At 29.6% G+C, this 22,509-nt stretch carries 21 protein-coding genes; 19 read left to right on the top strand and 2 right to left on the bottom strand.

Going from position 1 to position 22,509, the window contains the following annotated elements; translation table 11 throughout:
* Positions 1–19: 19 nt before the first annotated feature.
* The 5 genes from E9099_RS17030 (at position 20) to E9099_RS17050 (ending at position 5,380) form a co-directional block, all read left to right on the top strand.
* Positions 20–598 (top strand): NAD(P)H-dependent oxidoreductase, encoded by a 579-nt coding sequence (locus tag E9099_RS17030; RefSeq protein ID WP_136584716.1) that lies wholly within the window; start codon positions 20–22, stop codon positions 596–598.
* A gap of 1,319 nt (positions 599–1,917) precedes the next feature.
* Positions 1,918–2,538 carry a hypothetical protein gene (locus E9099_RS17035; RefSeq protein WP_136584717.1) on the top strand — a complete coding sequence of 207 codons (621 nt, stop codon included), beginning with the start codon at positions 1,918–1,920 and terminating at the stop codon, positions 2,536–2,538.
* A gap of 60 nt (positions 2,539–2,598) precedes the next feature.
* Positions 2,599–3,447 (top strand): CPBP family intramembrane glutamic endopeptidase, encoded by an 849-nt coding sequence (locus tag E9099_RS17040; RefSeq protein WP_136584718.1) that lies wholly within the window; start codon positions 2,599–2,601, stop codon positions 3,445–3,447.
* Positions 3,448–3,869: 422 nt separating this feature from the next.
* Positions 3,870–4,316 carry a cytochrome c oxidase assembly factor Coa1 family protein gene (locus E9099_RS17045; RefSeq protein WP_136584719.1) on the top strand — a complete coding sequence of 149 codons (447 nt, stop codon included), beginning with the start codon at positions 3,870–3,872 and terminating at the stop codon, positions 4,314–4,316.
* 296 nt (positions 4,317–4,612) lie between these two features.
* Positions 4,613–5,380 (top strand): phospholipase D family protein, encoded by a 768-nt coding sequence (locus E9099_RS17050; protein ID WP_136584720.1) that lies wholly within the window; start codon positions 4,613–4,615, stop codon positions 5,378–5,380.
* A gap of 219 nt (positions 5,381–5,599) precedes the next feature.
* Here the strand turns inward: E9099_RS17050 and E9099_RS17055 are convergent, their stop codons facing one another.
* Positions 5,600–6,211, bottom strand: a complete 612-nt coding sequence (locus E9099_RS17055; RefSeq protein WP_136584721.1) for a hypothetical protein — start codon at positions 6,209–6,211, stop codon at positions 5,600–5,602.
* A gap of 198 nt (positions 6,212–6,409) precedes the next feature.
* On the opposite strand from E9099_RS17055, the gene E9099_RS17060 reads away from it, so the two are divergent.
* From E9099_RS17060 to E9099_RS17115, 13 genes are all read left to right on the top strand, one after another.
* The gene (locus E9099_RS17060; RefSeq protein ID WP_136584722.1) at positions 6,410–7,135 is read left to right on the top strand and encodes a DKNYY domain-containing protein; all 726 of its coding nucleotides are present in this window, start codon (positions 6,410–6,412) and stop codon (positions 7,133–7,135) included.
* Positions 7,136–7,179: 44 nt separating this feature from the next.
* On the top strand, positions 7,180–7,593 hold the full coding sequence (locus E9099_RS17065) for a hypothetical protein (RefSeq protein WP_136584723.1): 414 nt from the start codon (positions 7,180–7,182) through the stop codon (positions 7,591–7,593).
* A gap of 84 nt (positions 7,594–7,677) precedes the next feature.
* Positions 7,678–8,247, top strand: a complete 570-nt coding sequence (locus tag E9099_RS17070; RefSeq protein ID WP_136584724.1) for a hypothetical protein — start codon at positions 7,678–7,680, stop codon at positions 8,245–8,247.
* 354 nt (positions 8,248–8,601) lie between these two features.
* Positions 8,602–8,889, top strand: coding sequence for a hypothetical protein (locus E9099_RS17075; protein ID WP_136584725.1), 288 nt, complete (start codon positions 8,602–8,604; stop codon positions 8,887–8,889).
* A gap of 19 nt (positions 8,890–8,908) precedes the next feature.
* Positions 8,909–9,733 carry a hypothetical protein gene (locus E9099_RS17080; RefSeq protein ID WP_136584726.1) on the top strand — a complete coding sequence of 275 codons (825 nt, stop codon included), beginning with the start codon at positions 8,909–8,911 and terminating at the stop codon, positions 9,731–9,733.
* A gap of 228 nt (positions 9,734–9,961) precedes the next feature.
* Positions 9,962–10,489, top strand: coding sequence for a hypothetical protein (locus E9099_RS17085; protein WP_136584727.1), 528 nt, complete (start codon positions 9,962–9,964; stop codon positions 10,487–10,489).
* 382 nt (positions 10,490–10,871) lie between these two features.
* Complete coding sequence (locus tag E9099_RS19570) at positions 10,872–11,105, top strand: hypothetical protein (RefSeq protein ID WP_240788916.1); 234 nt, start codon at positions 10,872–10,874, stop codon at positions 11,103–11,105.
* Positions 11,106–11,126: 21 nt separating this feature from the next.
* Complete coding sequence (locus E9099_RS19575) at positions 11,127–11,291, top strand: DUF3995 domain-containing protein (RefSeq protein ID WP_317130658.1); 165 nt, start codon at positions 11,127–11,129, stop codon at positions 11,289–11,291.
* Positions 11,292–12,010: 719 nt separating this feature from the next.
* A complete protein-coding gene (locus tag E9099_RS17095) occupies positions 12,011–12,688 on the top strand; it encodes a hypothetical protein (protein WP_136584728.1) in 678 nt (225 codons plus the stop codon).
* 114 nt (positions 12,689–12,802) lie between these two features.
* The gene (locus E9099_RS17100; RefSeq protein ID WP_136584729.1) at positions 12,803–13,861 is read left to right on the top strand and encodes a hypothetical protein; all 1,059 of its coding nucleotides are present in this window, start codon (positions 12,803–12,805) and stop codon (positions 13,859–13,861) included.
* Positions 13,862–14,512: 651 nt separating this feature from the next.
* Positions 14,513–15,856, top strand: a complete 1,344-nt coding sequence (locus tag E9099_RS17105) for a hypothetical protein (protein ID WP_136584730.1) — start codon at positions 14,513–14,515, stop codon at positions 15,854–15,856.
* Between the two features lie 592 nt (positions 15,857–16,448).
* Positions 16,449–17,534 (top strand): hypothetical protein, encoded by a 1,086-nt coding sequence (locus E9099_RS17110; protein WP_136584731.1) that lies wholly within the window; start codon positions 16,449–16,451, stop codon positions 17,532–17,534.
* The gene (locus E9099_RS17115) at positions 17,513–18,016 is read left to right on the top strand and encodes a hypothetical protein (protein WP_136584732.1); all 504 of its coding nucleotides are present in this window, start codon (positions 17,513–17,515) and stop codon (positions 18,014–18,016) included. Before E9099_RS17110 ends, E9099_RS17115 begins: the two co-directional genes overlap by 22 nt.
* A gap of 301 nt (positions 18,017–18,317) precedes the next feature.
* On the opposite strand, the gene E9099_RS19320 is transcribed toward E9099_RS17115, so the two are convergent.
* Complete coding sequence (locus E9099_RS19320) at positions 18,318–19,730, bottom strand: polysaccharide lyase family 7 protein (protein WP_168800777.1); 1,413 nt, start codon at positions 19,728–19,730, stop codon at positions 18,318–18,320.
* A 350-nt stretch (positions 19,731–20,080) separates the two neighbouring features.
* Here E9099_RS19320 and E9099_RS17125 point away from each other — a divergent pair, with 350 nt between their 5' ends.
* Positions 20,081–22,255, top strand: a complete 2,175-nt coding sequence (locus E9099_RS17125) for an endonuclease MutS2 (protein WP_136584733.1) — start codon at positions 20,081–20,083, stop codon at positions 22,253–22,255.
* Positions 22,256–22,509: the final 254 nt, after the last annotated feature.

Consider the following 22,509-nt stretch of genomic DNA (forward strand, 5'->3'; position numbering starts at 1 on the left):
TATAATACAAAAAACAAACATGAAACAAGTATTAGTAATAAACGGACATCCTGACAAGGAGAGCTTTAATTACGCATTATCCGAAGCCTACATAAAAGGAATAAATAAAACAAATTCTATACTCTCTCGAATTAACATTGCAGACTTGGAATTTAATCCCAATCTGCAATTTGGTTACCGAAAACGGGTAGAATTGGAGCCTGATTTGGTTAAAGCCATCGAGAAAATAAAAAAGGCAGACCATATTGTTTGGGTATTTCCAATGTGGTGGTACGGTTATCCGGCACTAATGAAAGGTTTTATAGACAGAACATTCTTACCATCAATTACATATCAACCGATTGAGGGAAAAGCATTACCCGAAAAATTACTAAAAGGAAAATCAGCACGACTAATTATTACAGCAGACACGCCAAAATGGTATGATTTTCTAATAATGAAAAGCCCGACAATCAACCAATTTAAAAACGGAACATTAAAATTTTGCGGAATAAGTCCCGTAAAAACCACCTACATTGCTTCAATAAAAAATTCAACTTCGACTTTTAGAGAAAAGTGGTTGACAAAAGTAGCGTTGTTAGGTAAAAGTGTAAAATAACTAAAGCTAATCGAGTAGTTGGTTTTGACAATAACAAACAGATTGCGCCTCTATTACTGCTAGTAGCATTAGAGTTTAGGAACATATACGGCAGTTCGAAAATCATAACATAAAAGAGCTTTAAAGAGAAGTTTATAACGAATATTACACATAGTAGAAACAATATTTATAGATAAAAATAATACTTTAAACATTATTGTTGAACGTATTATTATTATCACATTTTCTAATTGGAGAACTTTTAAACAATCTATTATTATTATTATTACTATAAATCAGACTGAAGCTAAAGAATCTATTATTATTAGACTAACAAAAAAGATAGTTCCATAATAGGAATTAAATTTCCAAATAAACCAAACATGGAAAATAAATCTTTTATAAAAATTAATTATTCTTATGAAGACAATTTACATTTTGGTCAGTAAAAGCGTTCAAATAAAACTATAAAGAGTTCTTTAATAAGCTAACTAAAAACGATAGTATTCCATACAGTTTTTAGATAGTACAAAATTAGGAGAATGTATTACTGTGACAGTAAAAAGGTAAGTTCTACATAAAAAAACTTTAGATTTTAGCTTATTTTCATTACTATCTGTCCTGTGTTTTAAAAACATAACTACTTATATATATCGTTTTAGAAGGATCTAATTATCCTATAGTTGTAAAATATAGTAGAAAATTTTAATTTTTTTTGGAGATAAGATATTCTAATTAAAAATTTAATCTGCTTTAATAAATTCAACAAATCAAATCAAAAAGTTACTTTGTTTTTTAGCAAAAAAATGAATATTATTTAGGCTGCTAGTTACCTTTTAACGTAGAAATAACAAACCCTTCTTACAATAAACAAACTTTTAAAAATTACGCTTATAACCACGGAAATGATTTAAAAGGAAACTCAATGATTTTATATATAATAGAAAAAGATAAATTTATAAAAAATGACTTTTCTCAAAATAAAACTACGCCAATAACAGTAATTAGCTTTGGATAAATATACGTAGTTCTACGTATTGTTTATTGTATTTATTAACCGTAGCTTAGCTAAATAAATTAAAATCAGACACTTAACGCAAATACGTCCCGTAATATTTAAGGGCTACTTGAAACAAAAGTCTCCATAAAACGAGTTATGACATATTAAAACCAAGCATTACGGTCAAAGCCGGTCTGACCATCCAAAATCAAAAAATGTGAAATTCTGTCAAAAAGAAATAAAAAATAAGACAGACGAGTTACGAAAATCGAAAGAATAGAAATTATTATAAATCGAGAAAGTCTGAAAAGAAAAAGATTTTCCTAATAAATTAAAATGAATGAAAAATTTACTAAAATTCTCCTTTGCGATTATTATTATAAGTATCACACTTTATTCTTGTAGCGAAGATGAAACTGTTGAACAAGAACCTCAAATGACAGAAGTTGAAAGTTTAGCTTTTTTTAAAGAGAATATTTCAATATTTGACGCTAGAGTCAGAACTTTAAATGAAACGTCTTTTGTTAAAGAACTATATTTAGCTAATTTTTCAGATAAATCTTGGGATAGAAATCAAATTGGATTTGATAATATTGTATTTCAAGATAATGGAGAAGGAAATGATCTAGTTGCAAATGATGGTATTTTTACCTCTGTCAAAAAATTTAACTTTAATGAAAAAGTTACATACAGAAAAGATGTAAAAACTTTATCAGTTATGGACGTTATAGTTACTGCACCGGAATTTAAATATTCAAATAAGTTAATTGATTTAAAATCTAAATATGAAATGCAATCAATTTCTGATTTAGATAATAACTCAGGTGAAAAGGCAGGACCAAAAGCTGAAATTACGTGTGATGTTGAAATATGTAGTTCTGGCTGTATTGCTGATTGGATTTGGGATGGATTTGGGTGTATTTGTGTTTCAGACTGTTCAGTAACTATTGGTTGGGGTTAAAATCATTAGAAAAGAGAAAGTGCTTCTGCACTTTCTCTTTAAATTTATTACGAACAAATTATGTTAGAATATAGAACAAAGCCATTATTATCTTCAATATTATTAATCATAATAATAATATTCTTTCATAAATTACCATTACATTTTTTTTTTACTTATGGTGGTTTCGACGAATATCATTCAGAATCATATGATACAATCATAACTAATTTTATAAGCATTATTTTAATATTTTTTTTAACAAAAAATACAAAAGTACCTTTTAAATTATTTTCGTTCGAATTTAATAATCTTAAGTACTATTTACCCTTAATTTTATTTATTATAGTTTTCTCGGGTGGTTTTAAGGATTTTTTAAATTTTAATTTTTCATCTATAAGCTTTAATCTATTATTCACTTATATCTTAAAATATTTTAGCTCTTCTTTTCTAGAGGAATTTGTATTTAGAGGTTTTATATTAGGAATTTTTATACTAAATTTCCCTAAAACTAGAATAGGTGTTTTTAAAAGTGTTGCTCTTTCAGGTCTAATATTTGGTTTAATGCACATCATAAATTTATGGACATTTGAAGGACAAACGATTAAAGGAATATTAAATCAAGTTTATGCGACAACCTGTTTTGGGATTATGTATGGTGCCACCTATTTAAAAACAAGAAGTATTTTAACTCTTGGTATTCTTCACTTCATAAGTAACTTTTTCTCAATGATAAATGAACTTGAATTTATTGCTCTAATAAATAATTCAGTTAATATTACTGATAAAAGTCTTGTCAATATTATTATTACTGAAATATTCAGAATTATAATTTTTGGTATTCCACTAGTTATTGGCTTGTTTTTAATTTACAACACAGATAGAGATGATTTGAACAAATTGATTTATGAAAAACAAAACGTGCCATAATCCAGTAGACAACTCCGACTAAAATTGTCGTGCGCCTCGCAAATCAGCGTGCATAAGCAACGACGTTGATTCTTTCTCCTCCATTGCTTTTAATAATAGAACTCAAGCACATTTACGGCGCTGCGCAGCCCATCACATCAAAGCGGTTGTTACTTTTGACACGATATTCTAATTTAAATATAACTTACGTTCTTATACCAGTTTTGAATAAAAATGTCTTCTTTAATTTACTTACAACTTACAAATCCTTCGAGATACTATTCCTTTAAATAAGAGACTTGCCCCCGCTAGATTTATTATTTACCTTTAGGTGAATTAAAAGAAGCCTAACCATTTTTAGTAAAAACATAAAAACATTAAAAAATGGTTTTAATAAGAGAATTAGACTATTAAAAAATCTATTTGAATAAAAAGGACACAAAATGAATAATGAGCTGATTAAGCAGAAAAGTTGGTGGAAAAATAATTGGAAATGGTTTATTACCATTAGTGGATTAGTATTGATTAGTATATCGGTTTTTATTTCTTCTGGAATGGGAACAATTAGTGCTGATTTAGCTAAGGCCTATTCAGATACTGAACTTTATGAAAATGCGTTAGAAAAAGTAAAATCTAATCAAAAAGTTAATGATCTACTTGGTCAAATAGAACCGATTGACAAACTAGCCATTTTAGAAGGAACAGTGCATTATACCAATGAAAACCAAACGGTGAATTCAACCATCCGATTAAAAGGAACAAAAGGAAAAGCAAAAATGGATATTAGTGCTGACCGAATACATAATGAATGGAATTATACAAAAATAAAGGTCCGAATTAAAAATCCGCCAGAAAGCAAACAAACGATTGAAATACTAAAACTAGAATAAAAACCATAGGTAATTAACCGTAGGGGCATAATTAAAATAATTATAATCTACCTTTCAAATAAATGCCTCCCTCCCTACTTATCTATTTGTGACTTACTACTGCTTCAAGATGCTGCTCCAACGTGAAAGGGAATCGCATCAAATAGATTTACCTTTAGCTCAATTAAAAGTGGATATTTGAAGCCAAAATTAGAGCAAAACATTTATATTTAGCTGAGTATTAAACAAAAACGTAGTGCTTAACACTCACACTACATTTCTTATACTATTAGGTTTTCAATAATATAAAGAACTTTATGGGAATGTTTTATAATGGTGCAAATTGTGATATTTATATTGGAAAAGGAGCCGGTAAAAAACTCTTAAACGATATAAAAAACGCACGTACCTCTGTTAGAATTGTTTCTCCGTATTTATCACCATTTTTAATCACCGAATTAATAAAATTACGAAAAAGAAATCTGGAGGTTGAATTAATAACAAGCGACAATATCGAAGATTTTTATGGCCATTATGAGAAAAATATACATAAACTAATACATCAAAATAGAGACATAGATTATGTGGCTGTAGAACAACGTGAAAAGTGGAAAGTTGTTTCTAAGGTATTGACTTATATTGGACTTGGTCTATTTGCAATCTTAATTGGTGTGGCCTATTACTTAAAAGACATAAAAGTTGCTTTTGGTTTAATACCGCTATTAGTTATTTTTTTGGTCGTTAAATTATACAGAAACAAGATTAAAAACAAACGCATCTACTCTTATTGGTATTCGCAGTTATTTCCTTTTAAAGTATATATGTCACCTGATCAAAATAAGTTAAGCGACACTTTTATACACAGTAAAATATACTTAATTGACAATCAAATCGCCTATTTAGGCTCATTAAATTTTACTTCGAGTGGAACAAAACATAATTACGAAACGAGAATAAGAACAGAAGACCCCAAAGCGATTAAAGAAATAAAAGAAGAAATGTATCGATTAATGAATCATTCGCATTTGCCTGAAAGAGATATTCAATTATGGGGAAAACAACTATATAAAGAGCCTATAAACTAAAAAGTATGGAATCTAACCAATATTACTAGATATTAGATTAACCAATAGAAATAAAGCTTAGAAAACATGACTTCTTGTTCTATGTAAAAAATCAAATAATTTGCAATGCTGAATCACTAAACGTCACATAATTAGCACAATAATTGTGGGTAACATGGCCAATCGTTACAAAACCATAAACTATTTTAATAGTTTATAATTTACATGTAAACAAATGACCTAGTAACATTCAAAATTGTTATACTTTTTAAAAGCCTTTATTTTTGTTTGTTCTTCTTTATAAAGACCAAATCTATAGTCTCCATTGTTATAATTAAAATGATACCCCGCATTACAAAACACTGAATCTTGTATTGAGTACATCACAACTTCAAAATGCATTTCAGACGCCCGGCTGTAGTTATATCTAGTCGTCATTAAATGAAAATTATCAATAGTTATACTATCTCTTTTTTCGTTTTTATATAAATCTTTAATTGATTTTTTATTGATCAACATATTAATAACGGTGTCCTTCAGTTTTAAATGACCTATATCTGCCTTTTTTTTATCCCTGATTAACACTATCCTATACGCCATATTGTTTTTAGGTTTAGATACGTCTGGTGTTATTTTTAGTATATGGGCATAATTTCCTAAGCGGATATCTTTAAAAGCCCTTTCATCCAAACAAACTTTATAATTTTCCTTTTGCTCTACTCCGTCTACCCGCTCTATTCCCTTTACACTTTCAAATTTATCTGATGCTGCTTTAGGTGTCTTTGATTTTTCTGATTTACAAGAACATAAACACAATATTAATAGGATTATACTATGGGAAACTATTTTCACTTTAAGTTATTTTAAATTTGATGCTAAGATAAATTGATTTTATCAAACGTCTTGTATTAGTAAATAAATATTGATTCGTTATCTTTTATCGATAATCATTGAAATACTATCGAAAATACTATCTTAACCATATAAAATTAAGTAAAAAAAACATACAACGCTTTACCCTTATTAACTAAAAAAACAGGTCCTCTTTTTATGTCTAAAACTAAATTTTATTTCACAAATAATTATAGTCTGTTTTTAATAGTATTAATAACAATGCTATCGGGTTGTAAGAAAACACCTGATCAGAATCAAAATTTACTAGCCCCTAAAGTATTGATTAACACAATAGCTGCACAAGATACAACCTCAAATACTGAAATTATTACAGATACCAGAACGAATCATACTACCCAGTTAATAAGTAGGATAGATAGTATAAACAAGCTTTTAAATTGGAAAAAAACTAATTCAGTGTTATGGAAATCTAAAAATGGTGATTTAGCTTTCAAAACCATTGGAGGCATTCAAGAATCTATTACAACCGTTTATATCAAAAAGCTATCAGATGGAAAACCATTAGCAGAAGTTATTGACTTAACTACTTTTAAGCATCTAGGCAGTGCTTTTTATAAAGACAAAAATAATATTTATACATTTTATGAAATGGCTGGCGGAGGACGCGTTTGGATACTAAAGGATGCAGATGTAAAAACGTTTAGAATTATTGGTGAATGCTATGCTAAAGACAAAAATTATATTTACGGAGAAAGAGCTATGACAATGAATACTGTAGATTATAAAACATTTAAAACCTGTAAAAGTTGTGGCTGTTATGCAAAGGATATAAATGGCTATTATTATTGGGGTAATAAAATAGAGGATATAAATACTATTACCAATAAAGAAACTTTAGCAATTATTGAAAAATTACAGTGAACCGTTTGCCAATGCCAAAATACAAACTGATACATAGACTAAAAATGAGTAAACTTGATACTGAAAATGTTTTAAAAGAGATAGATAGAATTCATCAATTTTCCTTTGAAGCAATCGAGCAAAAACGATTTGATAATTATATTACTATTTTTTCAGAAAAATTAACATACAAACAAGGCAATGGAAAAATAATTGACAAGAAGCAAATAACAAAAGATACCAAAGTGTATTTCAATCGCTTAAAAACCGTGAAGAGTAAGTACCAAAGAAAGGATTATTCTATTGAGGGTAATCGATTTACAGAACATTTGATTCAAAAGACAACTGTATCAATTAAAGTATTTTTCTTTTTTACAAAGAAATGGACTATTGAAAGAGAGGCAACTTATAAATGGTATAAAATTGAGGATAATTGGAAAATTGAAAAAGTAGACATTTTTAAGGAAAACGTTTACTGATTAAAAAACACAAAAGACTAATAATGCAGCAAACTATTTAAAGTTAGCTAAGTAGTAAACCAAAACGATAGTCTATTATTAAATTTGAGTGAAACTATAATATTACAATTCATGGAAAATGATACTGAAAAACAACTTTTAAATAAAATAGAAGCTTTTAGACCTAAAAATGATGATTACACCCCTTTAGAACTTCTTTTTAATCAACTTTACGATAAATTTTTAAAAACAAATACATCAAATAAAGGACTAGTGACCTTATTTAAGGTATTAGAAAGATTCCATGAAGTATCGGAACCTATTGTGTTTTGGGACATCATGTATACACTAGAAGAAATGGATGGTTTTGATCAAGAATATGTGAATTCTTTAAAAAGAAAAGCTTCTGATATAACGATAATGAACCTAAGCCAACTTTTTAATTCTGATATTAATTACGTCGGAAATGAAAAAATGGAAGACCTTTTAACTCATATTAAGAACAATCCAAATACAACACCTTCAATCTTAAAATATGTAACAGAAGAATTTGTTAAAATAAAAGAAATTAAAGTTAAAGATAAGGATGAGGACGAGGATAGATGGAGGATAAAAAAAACATCCCATAAAAGAATTATAGAAAAGGATAAGAAATGGTGGGAATTCTGGAAATAACAACGTCCTACAGCATGCATCAATTGCTCCATCTTACACCAACGCTTAATTATAATATCTGATTTGCCTGAAGCAAAATCTACGCAAACAAACCACACCTAATCACAAAATACTACATTTAAAATCAAAGAAATACCACCACCTATAATGTTATCAGTAAAAGCAACACTTTTTATAATGTCTTTTTGTTTTCGTAAAGCTTTCGGTTTCGATATCATGTGTTTCCTATTAACTAAAAATTATAATGAAAAAACAGATAAAAAAGACTAATTTAAACTAATCAATACGAAAAACTCTGGATCAATTTGTTATTGCAGACACCTAGTTATAAATTTAAAAAGTATATTCTAAAACATGAAACTATTTTTCTCCAAAACAATACACTTACTTCAATCTAAAGAGTTTTCCTTTTCTAATCCAGATGTTGTGCACACCATTCTAGCTATAATTTTTTTAGCCTTTGCCCTTTTACATCTCTTAAGGGTTGATCGCTTTAAATATTGGTCTTGGCTTGTTAGTCCTGCTAGCAGTCGCCAAAGAGATTGGCTTAACTCACTGGGAGAGAAATGGTACAGCAGATTAATGGCTGTTGTTTTTGCCGCTTTTGGATTATTAATACTATATTTGACTTGGTATTTTTAACACCTTAAAAACTAAAAAAATGGGATTAAAAGATTTTTTTGTAAAACTTCTAGGAGGAGTTAATACAGGTTTTGACACAGCAGATTACACATACGAACAGCTAAAAGAAATGGAAGGTCAAGGGTATGATGTAAAAGAACTGCTTGAGAAATATGAAAAAGGTGAAAATAAAAATCAACTTTTAGATCGTATTAGATTTGAAAACATTGATATGGAAAAAAGTCAAATACCAAATCCTACTGATATTGGTTTATTAAAACCTTTTATGAACACAAGACTTGATGTAAATTCTGATTTAATTAAAAAAAGTATGTCGGCGCCATTGATAGGTAAAGATAAATGGAAGCAAAAAGTAGAAGAAGGTGAAGTTATTTTATCAACAGTAATTCAATGTGCCCCACAATTATGGAATGTAAATGAAGATATTGGCTATGCCATGTTAGTTTGTGCTTTAGTAGAAAATGGTGAGTACAAAAATAATACTTCACTTTTAAAAGTAATTAGTAAACTATTAAATGATTTTAGAGATGAAGATAAATTACCCGAAGGTCTATCAAGACAGATGAGTGATTTGTATGCTAATTTAGATAATCCAGACTCTACATTTGACATTAAAATTGATCAAACTTTACTAGACGCATATAATGTTGAATTTGAAAATAAGAAATTAATCTCTAATGACATAAGAGTAGCAACTATCGGTTTTTCTGATAATGAGAATGATAAATTACCGAAAAAAGCTATAGCTTCTGACGGACTACTCCCTTTTATTGGATTTAATAATAGAAATGAATTCCATGTTAACAATTATAAAGTTGTAAATGGATCGCTATATAGCATCTAAAATTAATTAGTAAATTATAGTATTAGTTTTATATAATATTTTAAAAAACTGGATTTTTATAGCATCAAAACAACTCTCGACACCTTATGTATATAAGTACTGGGTTATTGAATAATTAGAAAAATCTTATTTGTTACTAGTCCTTTTTTCATTTATTAAATATAACTTAGTTTCGCTACTAACCGTACAGGTAACCTCTGTGCATCATTAAACCAAAATTAACCAATTATGAAAAAATTAAAATTAGTTATTATTCCCATATTAGGAAGTTTAATTCTTTTAAGCTGTGGCGGAAGTACAGAACCTGGTACACCAATTACAGCAAAACAATTTAATGAATTACATTACTCAAAAGATAATGCAGGTAAACGTTTTAGTATTACAGGTTACCCCTTTATTTTCAGTGACGTAACAATGACAGGTTCCACTATTTCTGTTAGTATCCACTCTGAACCAATGGGAAAAGGAGAATCAATTGGATCAGTAGATATGAAATATAAAGAATATAAAAACGGTATTTTTATTCCTGATACTTTTACTCCTGATAAAATAGATATTTACGATAAAGATGGAAATAAACTAGGCGTAAATGATGAAATTAAAGTATCATTTACTATGCATTTAAATACAAACCGAGATCCATTTCCCGCTAGAGATACTAAAGATGTTGTAGATGGAAAAATCGTTGATAAACATGTGCCTGCAACATATTATGGTAATGGTCCTGTAGATTTATTGATTGAGAAAGTAGAATAATATCCTAGTTATAATAAATACTATTTATTATCTCCTGTTAAACATTATGTTTGTTAGAGTGTAAATTGAAAGCCTTTAGAAAGCAACCATATCTGATTGAAAAATACGGAGAGTAATAAAACGTAAAAGCCATTTCACTTTTATTATCACGACTAATTACATAGATAAAAACTACTCCTAAAACCATGTAAAATTAATTACTGGTTTTAGGTTGTTTATAAAACACTTCGCCGTCTTTCTATCTGTTATTTATTTGATAATCTAGGTTATTAAAGATTGTTATAAACACTTTAAAAGTAATTCCTAGTTGTTAGCATACTATCCCGTAACGCCCATTACACATAAGCTATAATACCAATTGGAAGGTAAGAAATCCAAAACTATGATCGTATCAATTTTATTCAGTTTCATACTAATTGCGCTTGGTTTAATTCATTTTAACTGGGCTATTGGAGGACAATTTGGTTTTGCAGAATCGTTACCAACAAAAGAAAGCGGTGAAAGCGTATTGCATCCAAAAAAATTGGACAGTGCACTAGTTGGAATTGGACTAACAGCGTTTGGGATTTTTTATATTTTTAAATCTGGACTTTTTGAATATAATTTACCGCTATGAATTATTAATAACATTAGTTGGATTATACCACTAATATTCCTGTTAATAGCAATTGGCGAATTTAAATATATCGGATTTTTTAAAAGTATAAAGAAAACTGATTTCGGCAAGTTAGACACCAAACTATTATCGCCCCTGTGTTTGATAATTGCAATATTTGGAATAGTGATCCAGCTTGTAAAATAAAAAATACGTCTCGGTAACTAAAATAATATATCGTTGTTGATCATTTCATGATTGACTAATAGACAAACCTGAAATTTATTTATCTAATAATGCTTTTGTTACTAATACAATTAAGCATGGATTTGGATTGGTTGACGTTTCAAAAAATAAATATCCCCTCAAAAAACCACGTTTTAAATCATAAGGTAAAACGTGCAGTTCTCTTGTTATTCTCTAAAAGGCTTACTTATTGTTACTATAACATCTGTCAATACATTTGTTTTATATTTTATTGTATTGCTCTAGAAGTGTGTATAAAGTTTATGATTCATAAATCATAAAAAAATAAGCCTAATTTATATCAAAAACCGTTCTACCAATAAAATTTAATCTTCAAAATTAATTAGTCTTGAGTACACTAATTAAAAAATTACAATGCAATTATTTTTAATGAAACCAACCGTAACAAAATTAAAAGTTAACATGTCAAGAAAAAAATCCTACAAAAATTACTATTGGTTAAATCATTTATACTATTCCTAATGGCATTTGTTTTCAACTTAATTTCACACTCCGTATAAATACCTGATTTTCAGCTCGGTAATTTCTACTATGAAATAAACTAAAATATAGTCGTCTATTTGTATTGTTCTGATTAACGAAGCTTCAAACAAAACTAGAGCAATGGCGGAATCTGAAAAGCCATAATAATAGAGTAGGAAAACTTAAAACGATTTATTATGACAACTTACAATATTGATTTTGACAACGAGACACCAGACACATGGACATTATGTGTATACCAAGAATTACCTAATTCTCCAGGGTTAGATAGTGTGTCATGGAAACAAACAACTGTTCCACAAAATGGAAATTCTGGAGTGCAATGGAGTATTCAGTACTTAGCTGCTTTAGCTAATTACAAACAAGATGGAGGAAAAGGAGTTTACAAAGCATCACAAAAACTAGATAGTAATTTGGGTAAAAAATGGAAATGTGAATTTAAAGATTCAGTACAACAATTATTTCCTGATGGGGATACCAAAGATGGACAATTATTAATCACCAATGTATCCGGAAAACTAGCTAATTTAGCTATCGGTATGGATGGTGACATAGCTTTGGTAAAAAGTGATGTTTATAGTGGTAATAGTGCACAATTTACGGTAAAACCAAAATATTATGTTGCATTATTTTCTAACTTAGTGCAAGGAGAAATTATTTCTGGTAATCAAATTCATGGTCCACTAGAAGTGGTATTTGATGGAGGACAAACTTCAAAACAATACGTAGCAAAAGTAGAAGGTGCTACTTTCATTTTTGAAGAAGTAGGAACCAATAATAGAGTTGTTGCTCCATATGCTCAGATACAAGATCGTATCAGAAGCCTTAATACAAAAAGAACTGTAATGGCATAAACAGTCCAAAAACACATCTGAATAAAATATAATTCAGATGTGTTTTTTTTTATAAAAAGAACTGTCGAATGAAGCCCAATTGAATACGATTTAAAATTACAAAAAACGATTATCATGAAAGACTCTATAAACGATATGTTGTTTGCTATGCAACAACAAAATTTAGTATACAATCACAATTTCCTGTATTATAGTAATAAAAAAATAGTAGATTCTTCAGTGGCATACAACCATCCTGATGGATGGATATACAAAGATTTAGGAGCAAATGGCGAAATTAGTTATGATGAAGGTACTACGTCGTGTCTGATTCAAAAAAGCAGTGACGACTCACTAATGACTCTTAGTCAAATCATTAACGAATTCCCTAGATGGCAAGAGACATTACTTGGACAAAAAATATGTGCTAAAGTTATTATTCAAAATCCATTGGCAGCGAAAACAGATTTTAATTTAGACTTTTCTATAGATGATGGTTATTCAAAATCTACTAAAAGAATTCTGTTTAAACCGGGAGATAAAACAGAAGTTTCCATTCAAATAGATGTCAACCCAAAAGCAGTTAAAATTAAAGTTTATATTGAATGCTCTACCAAAAAAGCAATTATTTATGTTAATAAAATATCTGCTAATATTGGAAAGATTACCTTAGATACTTTGCCTTGTATTGTCCAAGGGGTCATTGGCGAGCGTAAACAGTATATCGCTACAGAAAACCCTCCTATAGAAGAACTGTCTTTATGTAATGAATCTAGAGAACTAAGTAACAACTACACCCGATTAAACTCCGTATTAAATGGTCGTTTTGGAATTGGAAACAATGGTAATTCTATGCTAGTAAACATGAGTGGTTATTTTAGTAGAGCTTGGAACAATGGAGCAAAAATAGATCCAGACGCCGACCAAAGAACACTTAACGGAAGTAACACAAAAATTGGAGATTACGTTGGAAGTTTTGAACAGGATGCTTTTCTGAAGCATATTCATAGTTTAGACTATAAAGTTGGTACAGCACCTACTGCTATGGGAGGATCAGGAGCAACTTCAAATCTTGTTAACCCAATTACTGCCTATACAAATGGTGCGTTTGATATTGATAAAAACCAAGCAATCGAAGGAGAAGAAACGCGTCCTAAAAACATTTATGAATTATATACCATCAAGTGGGCTTAAACCGTCTAATATTTTTTATTCAAACTAATTAAAAATGATATCAATAGATAATCTTAGGACATAAAATCCGAGAATTATAAACTTGACTTATCGATAATAACAACTTGTAAAAAATTGATCTGTTATAAAATTTTCCATATTACAGTTATACGGTTTATCTATTTACCAAATTACAGGTTTAATACTATTAATTTTCTTACAAAATGGCAATCAAAATTATCTAAGATGAGTAAAATAGTATTTGGTATTATAGCCTTTTTCTTTTTAAACATATGGAAAACATATTCCAAAAATGGTTAACTTAATAACGTTTAAGCTTATTGAAACGTGCAACACAAAGTAGTACGGTATAATTTATAAACTGATTCTTAACTTGAATTACAACCTTTTCTAACCACTTTGAGTTTTAAAAATACTACAGAATTTAAAAGTGTTTTTAATTGACGTCGTAATTGCAGAAACTATGACTAATAGCAGGTAATCAACAAATTCAATAATTCATTCCTCTTCCTCACTAAGACCTTCCAAAACTCCTTATGGATTTTATTTTCTCTTTTAATTTACTACTTTAGTGGTAAATTAAAGTATCGAACCAATTTCAACACGTTAGTTTACATTTATTTATCCAATAAAATACAATCAAACCTTTTTATGAAAAATATAATTATCTTATTAAGCACAACGTTATTCTCTTTAACTGTACTAGCTCAAGATGACACAACACAGAATGCTACACCAACGGATCATGCTGGTATGACATTTAACCTTGGAGAGCGCGCACCCTTTGAAATAGATACACTATATATTAATTCAGGTAAAGCTTATGTGATTTTAATGGACGTACAAAAAGATTACGATGATGATACAGTAAGTATACACGGTGGTCCAGTGGATGATGAAGAAAAAGAACTTTTAAAAAACTTTGAAGACAATTCATTTGAAATTATTAAACAATATCAGCATACTTTAATTCTATTTGAAAATGGACAAAAACTAGATTTGTCATCTATAGATAACACCTTTCAGGGATTAGCCTATTGGCACGGAAATTTAGAAGATGATGTCAAATTAAAACAAACCGTAAATAAAAGTACTGAATTTGTTGCTGAACAAATGGGCCTAAATACAAAATCATCTTATGTCATAAATAATGAAAAGTATAAAAACGAACTAGACTTATTAAAGAATAAAAACGAGTTTACTGACAAATCAAAACTATTAATGCATGCTTTTTTAGATGATGGATATAAAGCTTTTCTTACTAATCAATTAGGTCAAAATGCTAATTTATTCAACTCACCACCAGAAAATTTAAAAAAAATGAATCTTTACATATCTTCTGGAAACGAACAAAAAATACTAAAACGTAGCATTGAAATGAATGCAAAAGGACAAATAGAAAAACTAATTTTATTTGACAGAGCGGGTAAAATATCACAGTCTATTGACTATATCTACGAGAATGATATATTAACAAAGACTGTTAGTGATGGACGTAAAACAACTACCTTTAGTTACGCTGATGATAAAATGATGTCTTTTCAAAATATTGGAGGGGCCAATGAAATCAATGTATACTATTTAAAAAATGGTGAGAAAAACTTTAAAAATTATATTATAATGATTGACGAGGCATACGCCTCTCAAAATACGTTATCACAAACCATTACCGAAAAAAATTGCAAAATACGTTATATAAATGATGCTGTTTGGTCTAGAAATTGTTTTACTGATCAAAATAATTTTCCTTATGTACATACTTACACCTCTTATCAAGATGGAGAAGTGATGCAGTACCGAAAATTTAAAATAGAAAAAGAAAACGAAAAATTATATAAAAAATATTATTCTAATGCGACGCAAGACAGCGATAAAGATGAATATATGCTTAACGGTACTTACGTTTTAAACAAAGATAATTTAGTAACAAATTATACCATTATTGATGATCAAGAAATTATAAATTTAGAAATTGAATATATTTATAATAATTAGAAACAGACTATTAATTATATCAACCAAGCGTCCAATACAAAGTTTTAAAAAAAAAGAAAAATAGACCACGTACCCTTGTATATCAGATAAATTTGATAAAAAATGTAGTTCTAAAATTTAAAAAAATGTTTACGATGGTGGATGTTTTTATTCATCTATAAAATCGGAATCGAACATTAATTTTTGGTTACAGAAAAATAATATTATTCATTATTATTTTTTTTAAGAGAGTAGATACGATAATGGTCATAAAGAGTCTTTTTATAACCTACTTAAAATAACAGATAAACACATTATTAGTCGAAAATATTTCTTTTTACAAATATATAGATAGTAAAACCTTCAAATTATACCCGATGTACAACGACACCGTATTACGGATTGCAGGTGAAAAAAATAATGGATTCCATCCCTTCCATCAATTAGAATTACTAATTGAGCTGTTTTATTGATTTCAATTATTAAAAAACAAACTCTAATTTTGTTTTCACATTAATTATTTTTAACTAACTTACCTTAGCTTTTGATATCGTGTATTTTATATATTGTATAGCTATCGTTTATTAAGTATAATTTTAAAACTAAACCAACCATGACAGAGTCTAGCCTATTTTCTTTAAATAACATGGAGACTGACGTTTGGAGCGCTTTGCAAAGTTCTGTTAACGATTTTAATCATAAAGAAGACATTGATTTCTGGGCACAAAGTAGTCTTAAACGTGGTGCTGAAGATGCATTAGGTAAAATTGCAAGCAAAAATGGATTTACAGCTAGTAATGGCTTTGTAGATCCTCCTAAAAATGGAAACGGATTTAGAGCGCTATTTGGTCTACAAATTTCACTAGGTTACAAAGTTAGATATAAAGCGACTGCTAATATAGGTTACGGACAGCGTTATGGAGATTTTGGTTTAACCAATTCCTTACACGTAGCGGCCTACAATGGAGGTTTAGGTGTTGGTGTTGGCAAAAAGAACTTTACAGTAGATATTACTGCAGCTGTTAACTTAACTGCTGGTGGTGGACACAGTACACCTTTACAGTCCTACTCTTCTAACTACAACTCCCCTATTCCTAATCTCAACAATTTTCAAAACTCGTTTAGTTATGGACAATTACTAACGTGGAATTCTAACGTTAATCATAATCAGTTTTCTTTAGATGATATCCAAAGACAAGGTATGATTGGATTTAGATTAGGCGATTTTAACGTTAGTAGTAATAATGATACAAGTATGTTTTATTTTGGAGATGGTGGCGACCGGTCTTGGACTGGTGGTTTAACAGTAAGTACACCTCTATTTGAAGTAGGTTTTCAAGATTTTTCAGGAAAATATACAGAAAATGGAGCATCCGAAACCAAATTAAAAGAACTAAGACAAGCAATTAAAAACATCAAAAATTCTGATTTATCTAAAGCTGAAAAAGCTGAGAAGACAGCTCTATTTGATAAGCAGCTTTCAGAATTAACGGATAATAGTTTACATACACAAAACAATTACCAACGTAATTTAAATAAAGCATCCACTTATTTTAGAATTAACAATAATGGTAATAATGCTACTGTAGATTTTATTGGTGACGCTTGGTTGCAAAACTTTATACATAGAAGTATAAACGATTTACGATTTGATTATCAACATCAAAAAACAGAAGTATGGCGTGGAAAAAGCTATTAACAGGTAGTGTTTTTTTATTAAGTATTAGTTGCGTTAGCTTTTATCAACATCCAGAAGGTGGTTTTAGACCTAAAAAGCCTAAGTTTTCTGTAACTAAAAATGACTTTTCTTTTAATACTAAAATTGATACGTTAGCGATTTACGTCAATATAGACACGCTAAAATATGGTCAAAATGAAAGTGTCTATTTTTATAAGTTTTTTAACAATGGTAATTGTTTTCTTAAAAGCTTCGACCCAAAAACTAAGCTAACTAAAACCGTGCTAAAACCAGGATTTATAGGCCGTTATCAATCCAATAATAATGGTATTGAAATTGAAATATACAATGTTAATGTTAGAACCCAATCTGGTAATTACGAAATGCAAAAAGGGACTATTAAAGGTGATAGTCTCATTTTAGAAAATCAATTTATAACAGGAAAGCACGATGTTTTTGTTAAACAAACACTCGATTTTGTACCATTATCTTCAAATTGGTAATCAGATTGTAAGCTTTCTGTTTAAGTTGTGTTTAATAATGACTTTACTATTTTCCCGGACATACATAAAATTAGCCGTCAAATAGCCTCGCTATCGACATTGCCTGTTGAAAAAAGACAACATACAATGCTCCAAAGACTTCTAACTAGATATTAAAAATCATAAGGTTTTAAACAAAAAAAGCAGAAGCATACACTTCTGCTTTTATTAATAATTAAATTAAAGACTAATTATAATATTTAATTATCTTATCTAACTTTTCTGTAACCGTGGATTACAAAATAGATTTAGATATAAGGGACTAGTTGTGAGATTTACTTAAACTATAAAACGTCACTTGTTCATAATCCGAACTACTAGATACTGTTTTGTTACCAGAATATAAGCCTGCTTTAAAATACATCCAATCGTTAGCAAAATTACTATTACTCATATTGTAAGTTGTTGATGCAATAGTACTCCCTCCAGAATTATATAACGTTACAGAAAGTGTATTACCGTTAACTTGAACTTTATAAGAAAATGTTTCGTTAAGTGCAATACCATTAGAAGGACTTCCTGCGCCAGTATAGTCTCCAGCACTATCACCCGTTTCTGTAACATAATTTCCAATCATGTTTTCAAACACTTCGTCTCCTCCGTTTGGTTCATGTGCAAAGTAAATTGCACCTTTACTATGTCCTGGTTGTTTGTGATAATATAAACGTAATGGTTCATCACCACTAGCATGTATTTGTCCAATAATAATTCTACCTACCTGAGATGTACTTCCTGAAGTTGTTGTTACTCTATTAACTTTTAAAGTACCTTCTAAAATCCCATCTACTCCACCAGCTTTATTTTCATTTGTAGAATTTGAAGAGCTAAAGACCCAGTTATTTCCATTTATACCTGAAGTAGAAATACTAGTATTAGTACCACGCAACATTTCTCTAAATTCGACTCTAGAATACGTCGAATTTGTAGTCGTTCCTGATCCTAATGGATAGTTTTTAAACACCATTCCTCCATCACTTCCAGTATAAAACTGGTTGCTAAGTTCATAACCGTTATTAAGTTCTGATACACTTTTCTCCGATCCCGAAGATAAAGTGATTTTCCAAGTCGATAAATCGAAATTTTCAGAAGGTGCTTTATTTGGATCTAAGGATCCTGTTCCTCCGCCACCCGAATCAACATCAACTGGTGTAATTTTTATCCAATTAATATTCCATCCACTTCCGGTGGCTAATAATTTAAGTGTACTGTTCCCCGAACTTAAAGTTACAGTTTTTGCAGTCGTTACCCAATTTTGCCATCCACCAGTAGACGCCTTATTAACATTGGATAGTTTTGTACCATCTTGGAAAAAATTGAATTTAGACGTATTGGTACGAGATGCTACTCTGAATTCGATTTTATAACTACCAGATGTAGATACATTTAAATCATATTCTAGATAATCGTCAGTATCAATCCAACCTACATTTTGTCCTCCTCCTGAGTCTTGTGTATTTTCGGTTTGTACCCCACTCATATTATCATAATTTTCAGCTTGTATTATAACTGAAGAACTCGCTGAAACGGTAGTTCTTAGCATACTTCCAGTATTTTCAGTTTTACCTGTGGGCTCTTCTACAGTCGTTATTTCATCTGTAGAACAACTATTAATGATAAACATCAATAGTAATAATGGCAAAATAATTTGCTTGGTTTTTTTTAAAAATGGTTTCATTTGATTGTAATTAAGGGTTAATATTATTTGGTAAACCAATCTGGTGTACCAGATTGGTTTACCAAATATAAGATAAAGAATCGAATGAATTATCATTTTTTTAACAATAAAATAGATAAATAATAAATTTATTAACACTATAATATACGTATCTATATTTATTCAGCTTATTAAAACTACAGTAACAAACAACCACAAATCACTAATAGGTTAAAATAATTCAGATAAAAACAAACCGTTTCTATCTAAAATATCAACAGCCTTAAAACTATTAATTTGTAAAATGTATTTGCTAACTTTGTGATTAATATAATAGCTAAGAAAAACATACTTTTTCATAGAAAAACAACATGATTAACATTCACGAAAAAACATTACAAGACTTAGAGTTTTCAACCGTATTAGAGCAAGTTAGCGAATATTGCGTGACTGCTTTGGGTAATCAAGAAGCACTAAATATACTACCATTTAGAGACAAAGACACCCTACTTAATGCGTTACAATTAACTAACGAATATTTATCATCTTACTATAATGATAATCGTATCCCAAACCATGGTTTTGATACGATTACTAAAGAATTACAGCTTTTAAAAATTGAAAACACTTATTTAGAAACGCATAGTCTTAAAAAACTAGTGTCTATCTCATTAACAGCGAATGAGATTGTTAAATTTTTAAAGAAATTTGAAACGTATTATCCAAGCTTACATCAACATAGCTTACAAATAGAAGTAACTACAGCTATTATTGAAAAAGTGGATAGCGTTGTGGATCGTTTTGGTGATGTTAAAGACAATGCCTCTGCTCTACTACAACAATTACGACAAGAAATTAATAAGTTGAAAGGTAAGATTAACTCTAGCTTTACCTCTGCTCTAAACCAATACCATAATTTAGAATATCTAGATGATATTAGAGAATCTGTAGTCGATAACAAACGTGTTCTAGCTGTTAAAGCCATGTACAGACGTAAAGTTAAAGGCGCTATTATGGGAGGAAGTAAAACAGGAAGTATTGTGTATATCGAGCCTGAAACAACATTACAACACACTAGAGAACTTAATAATTTAGAATACGAACAAAGCGAAGAGGTGGTTAGAATTTTAAAGGAAGTGACCAATTTCTTGCGTCAATACCTACCTTTATTACATTTATACCAAGCTTTTTTAACCGAGATTGATGTGATTTCCGCGAAAGCGAAATACGCAAAATCGATGAATGCTATATTACCAGAAATCTCTGAGAAACGAGAATTATACCTTCGTGATGCCTACCATCCTATACTCTATCTAAATAATTTAGAGAAAAAAGAAAAAACATTTCCGCAAACTATTGGCCTTAATGAAGACAGTCGTATAATCGTGATTTCTGGACCAAATGCTGGTGGTAAATCTATTACTTTAAAAACCGTTGGTTTATTGCAAGTGATGTTACAGTCTGGACTATTAATTCCAGTGCACGAACGTAGTAAAGCCTTTTTATTTGATCGTATTCTTAGTGATATTGGAGACAATCAGTCTATAGAAAATCATTTAAGCACATACAGTTACCGATTAAAACAGATGAATTATTTCTTGAAGAAAATTAACAAGAATACGCTGTTTTTAATTGACGAATTTGGTACTGGTTCTGATCCGGAATTAGGAGGTGCTTTAGCAGAAACTTTTTTAGAAGAGTTTTATGCTCGAAACGCCTACGGAATCATTACCACCCATTATGCTAACTTAAAAATGTTGGCTAACGAAAAAGAGGAAATGATTAACGCCAACATGATGTTTGACGAGCGTACTTTAGAACCCATGTATAAACTAGCTTTAGGTCAAGCTGGTAGTAGTTTTACATTTGAAGTTGCTCAGAAAAACGGAATTCCATATAGCTTAATTAACCGTTCTAAAAAGAAGATTGAGCGCAGTAAAGTTCGTTTTGATGCAACGATAGCTAAACTTCAAAAACAACGTGCTAAGCTCGAAAAAACAAGCGAGTCTTTAAAAGTAAACGAAAAGAAAAAACAAACCGAAGCGGATAAATTAGAAGAGATTAATGCTAAGGTTCAGAAAAAATTAGAAAACTACCAGGAATTATACGATAGTAACCAGCGTTTGATTTATTTAGGTCAAAAGATGAATGATATTTCTGAGAAGTTTTTTAATGATAGAAAGAAAAAAGAATTGATGGCGGAATTATTCCGATTGGTTCAAATTGAAAATTCTAAACGTAAAAAAGTAACTGCAAAAGTTGCTAAAGCTGAAAAAGCAAAAGAAACTCAGATTAAACAAGAAGCTGAAAAAACAGTGGAAGTCATCCGTAAAAAGAAAAAAGAAGCCAAAGAGAAAGAAAAAAACAAACCTGTTGCTCCAAAACCAACTTTAAGGCTTGGTGACAGAGTCCGTATGAATGATGGTCGTGCAGTGGGGACTATTGATAAGTTTGAAAAGAATAAAGCTATTGTCAATTACGGTATGTTTACCACCAATGTAAATATTGATGCATTAGAGTTAGTTGAAGCCATTAAGAAAAAATAATATGAATTATAAAGGAGTGTTACTTATTGAATAATAAAGAATAATTGACACTCCTCCAACAGTAATTACAACACTCCATCCCGTCACTTCGAGTGATTTGTGAGGCACGAACAAATTGTATCGAGAAGCAAAGTAAACTAAGAAAACACTAATAAAACAAAAGTTCTCGATAAACTTCTTCTACGTCGAAGCACTCGAACTGACGATTCGTGATTACTCTAATGTGATTACTTTATTGCAATTATTATTTTGGC

This window comes from Psychroserpens sp. NJDZ02, assembly GCF_004843725.1.
Taxonomy (GTDB): domain Bacteria; phylum Bacteroidota; class Bacteroidia; order Flavobacteriales; family Flavobacteriaceae; genus Olleya.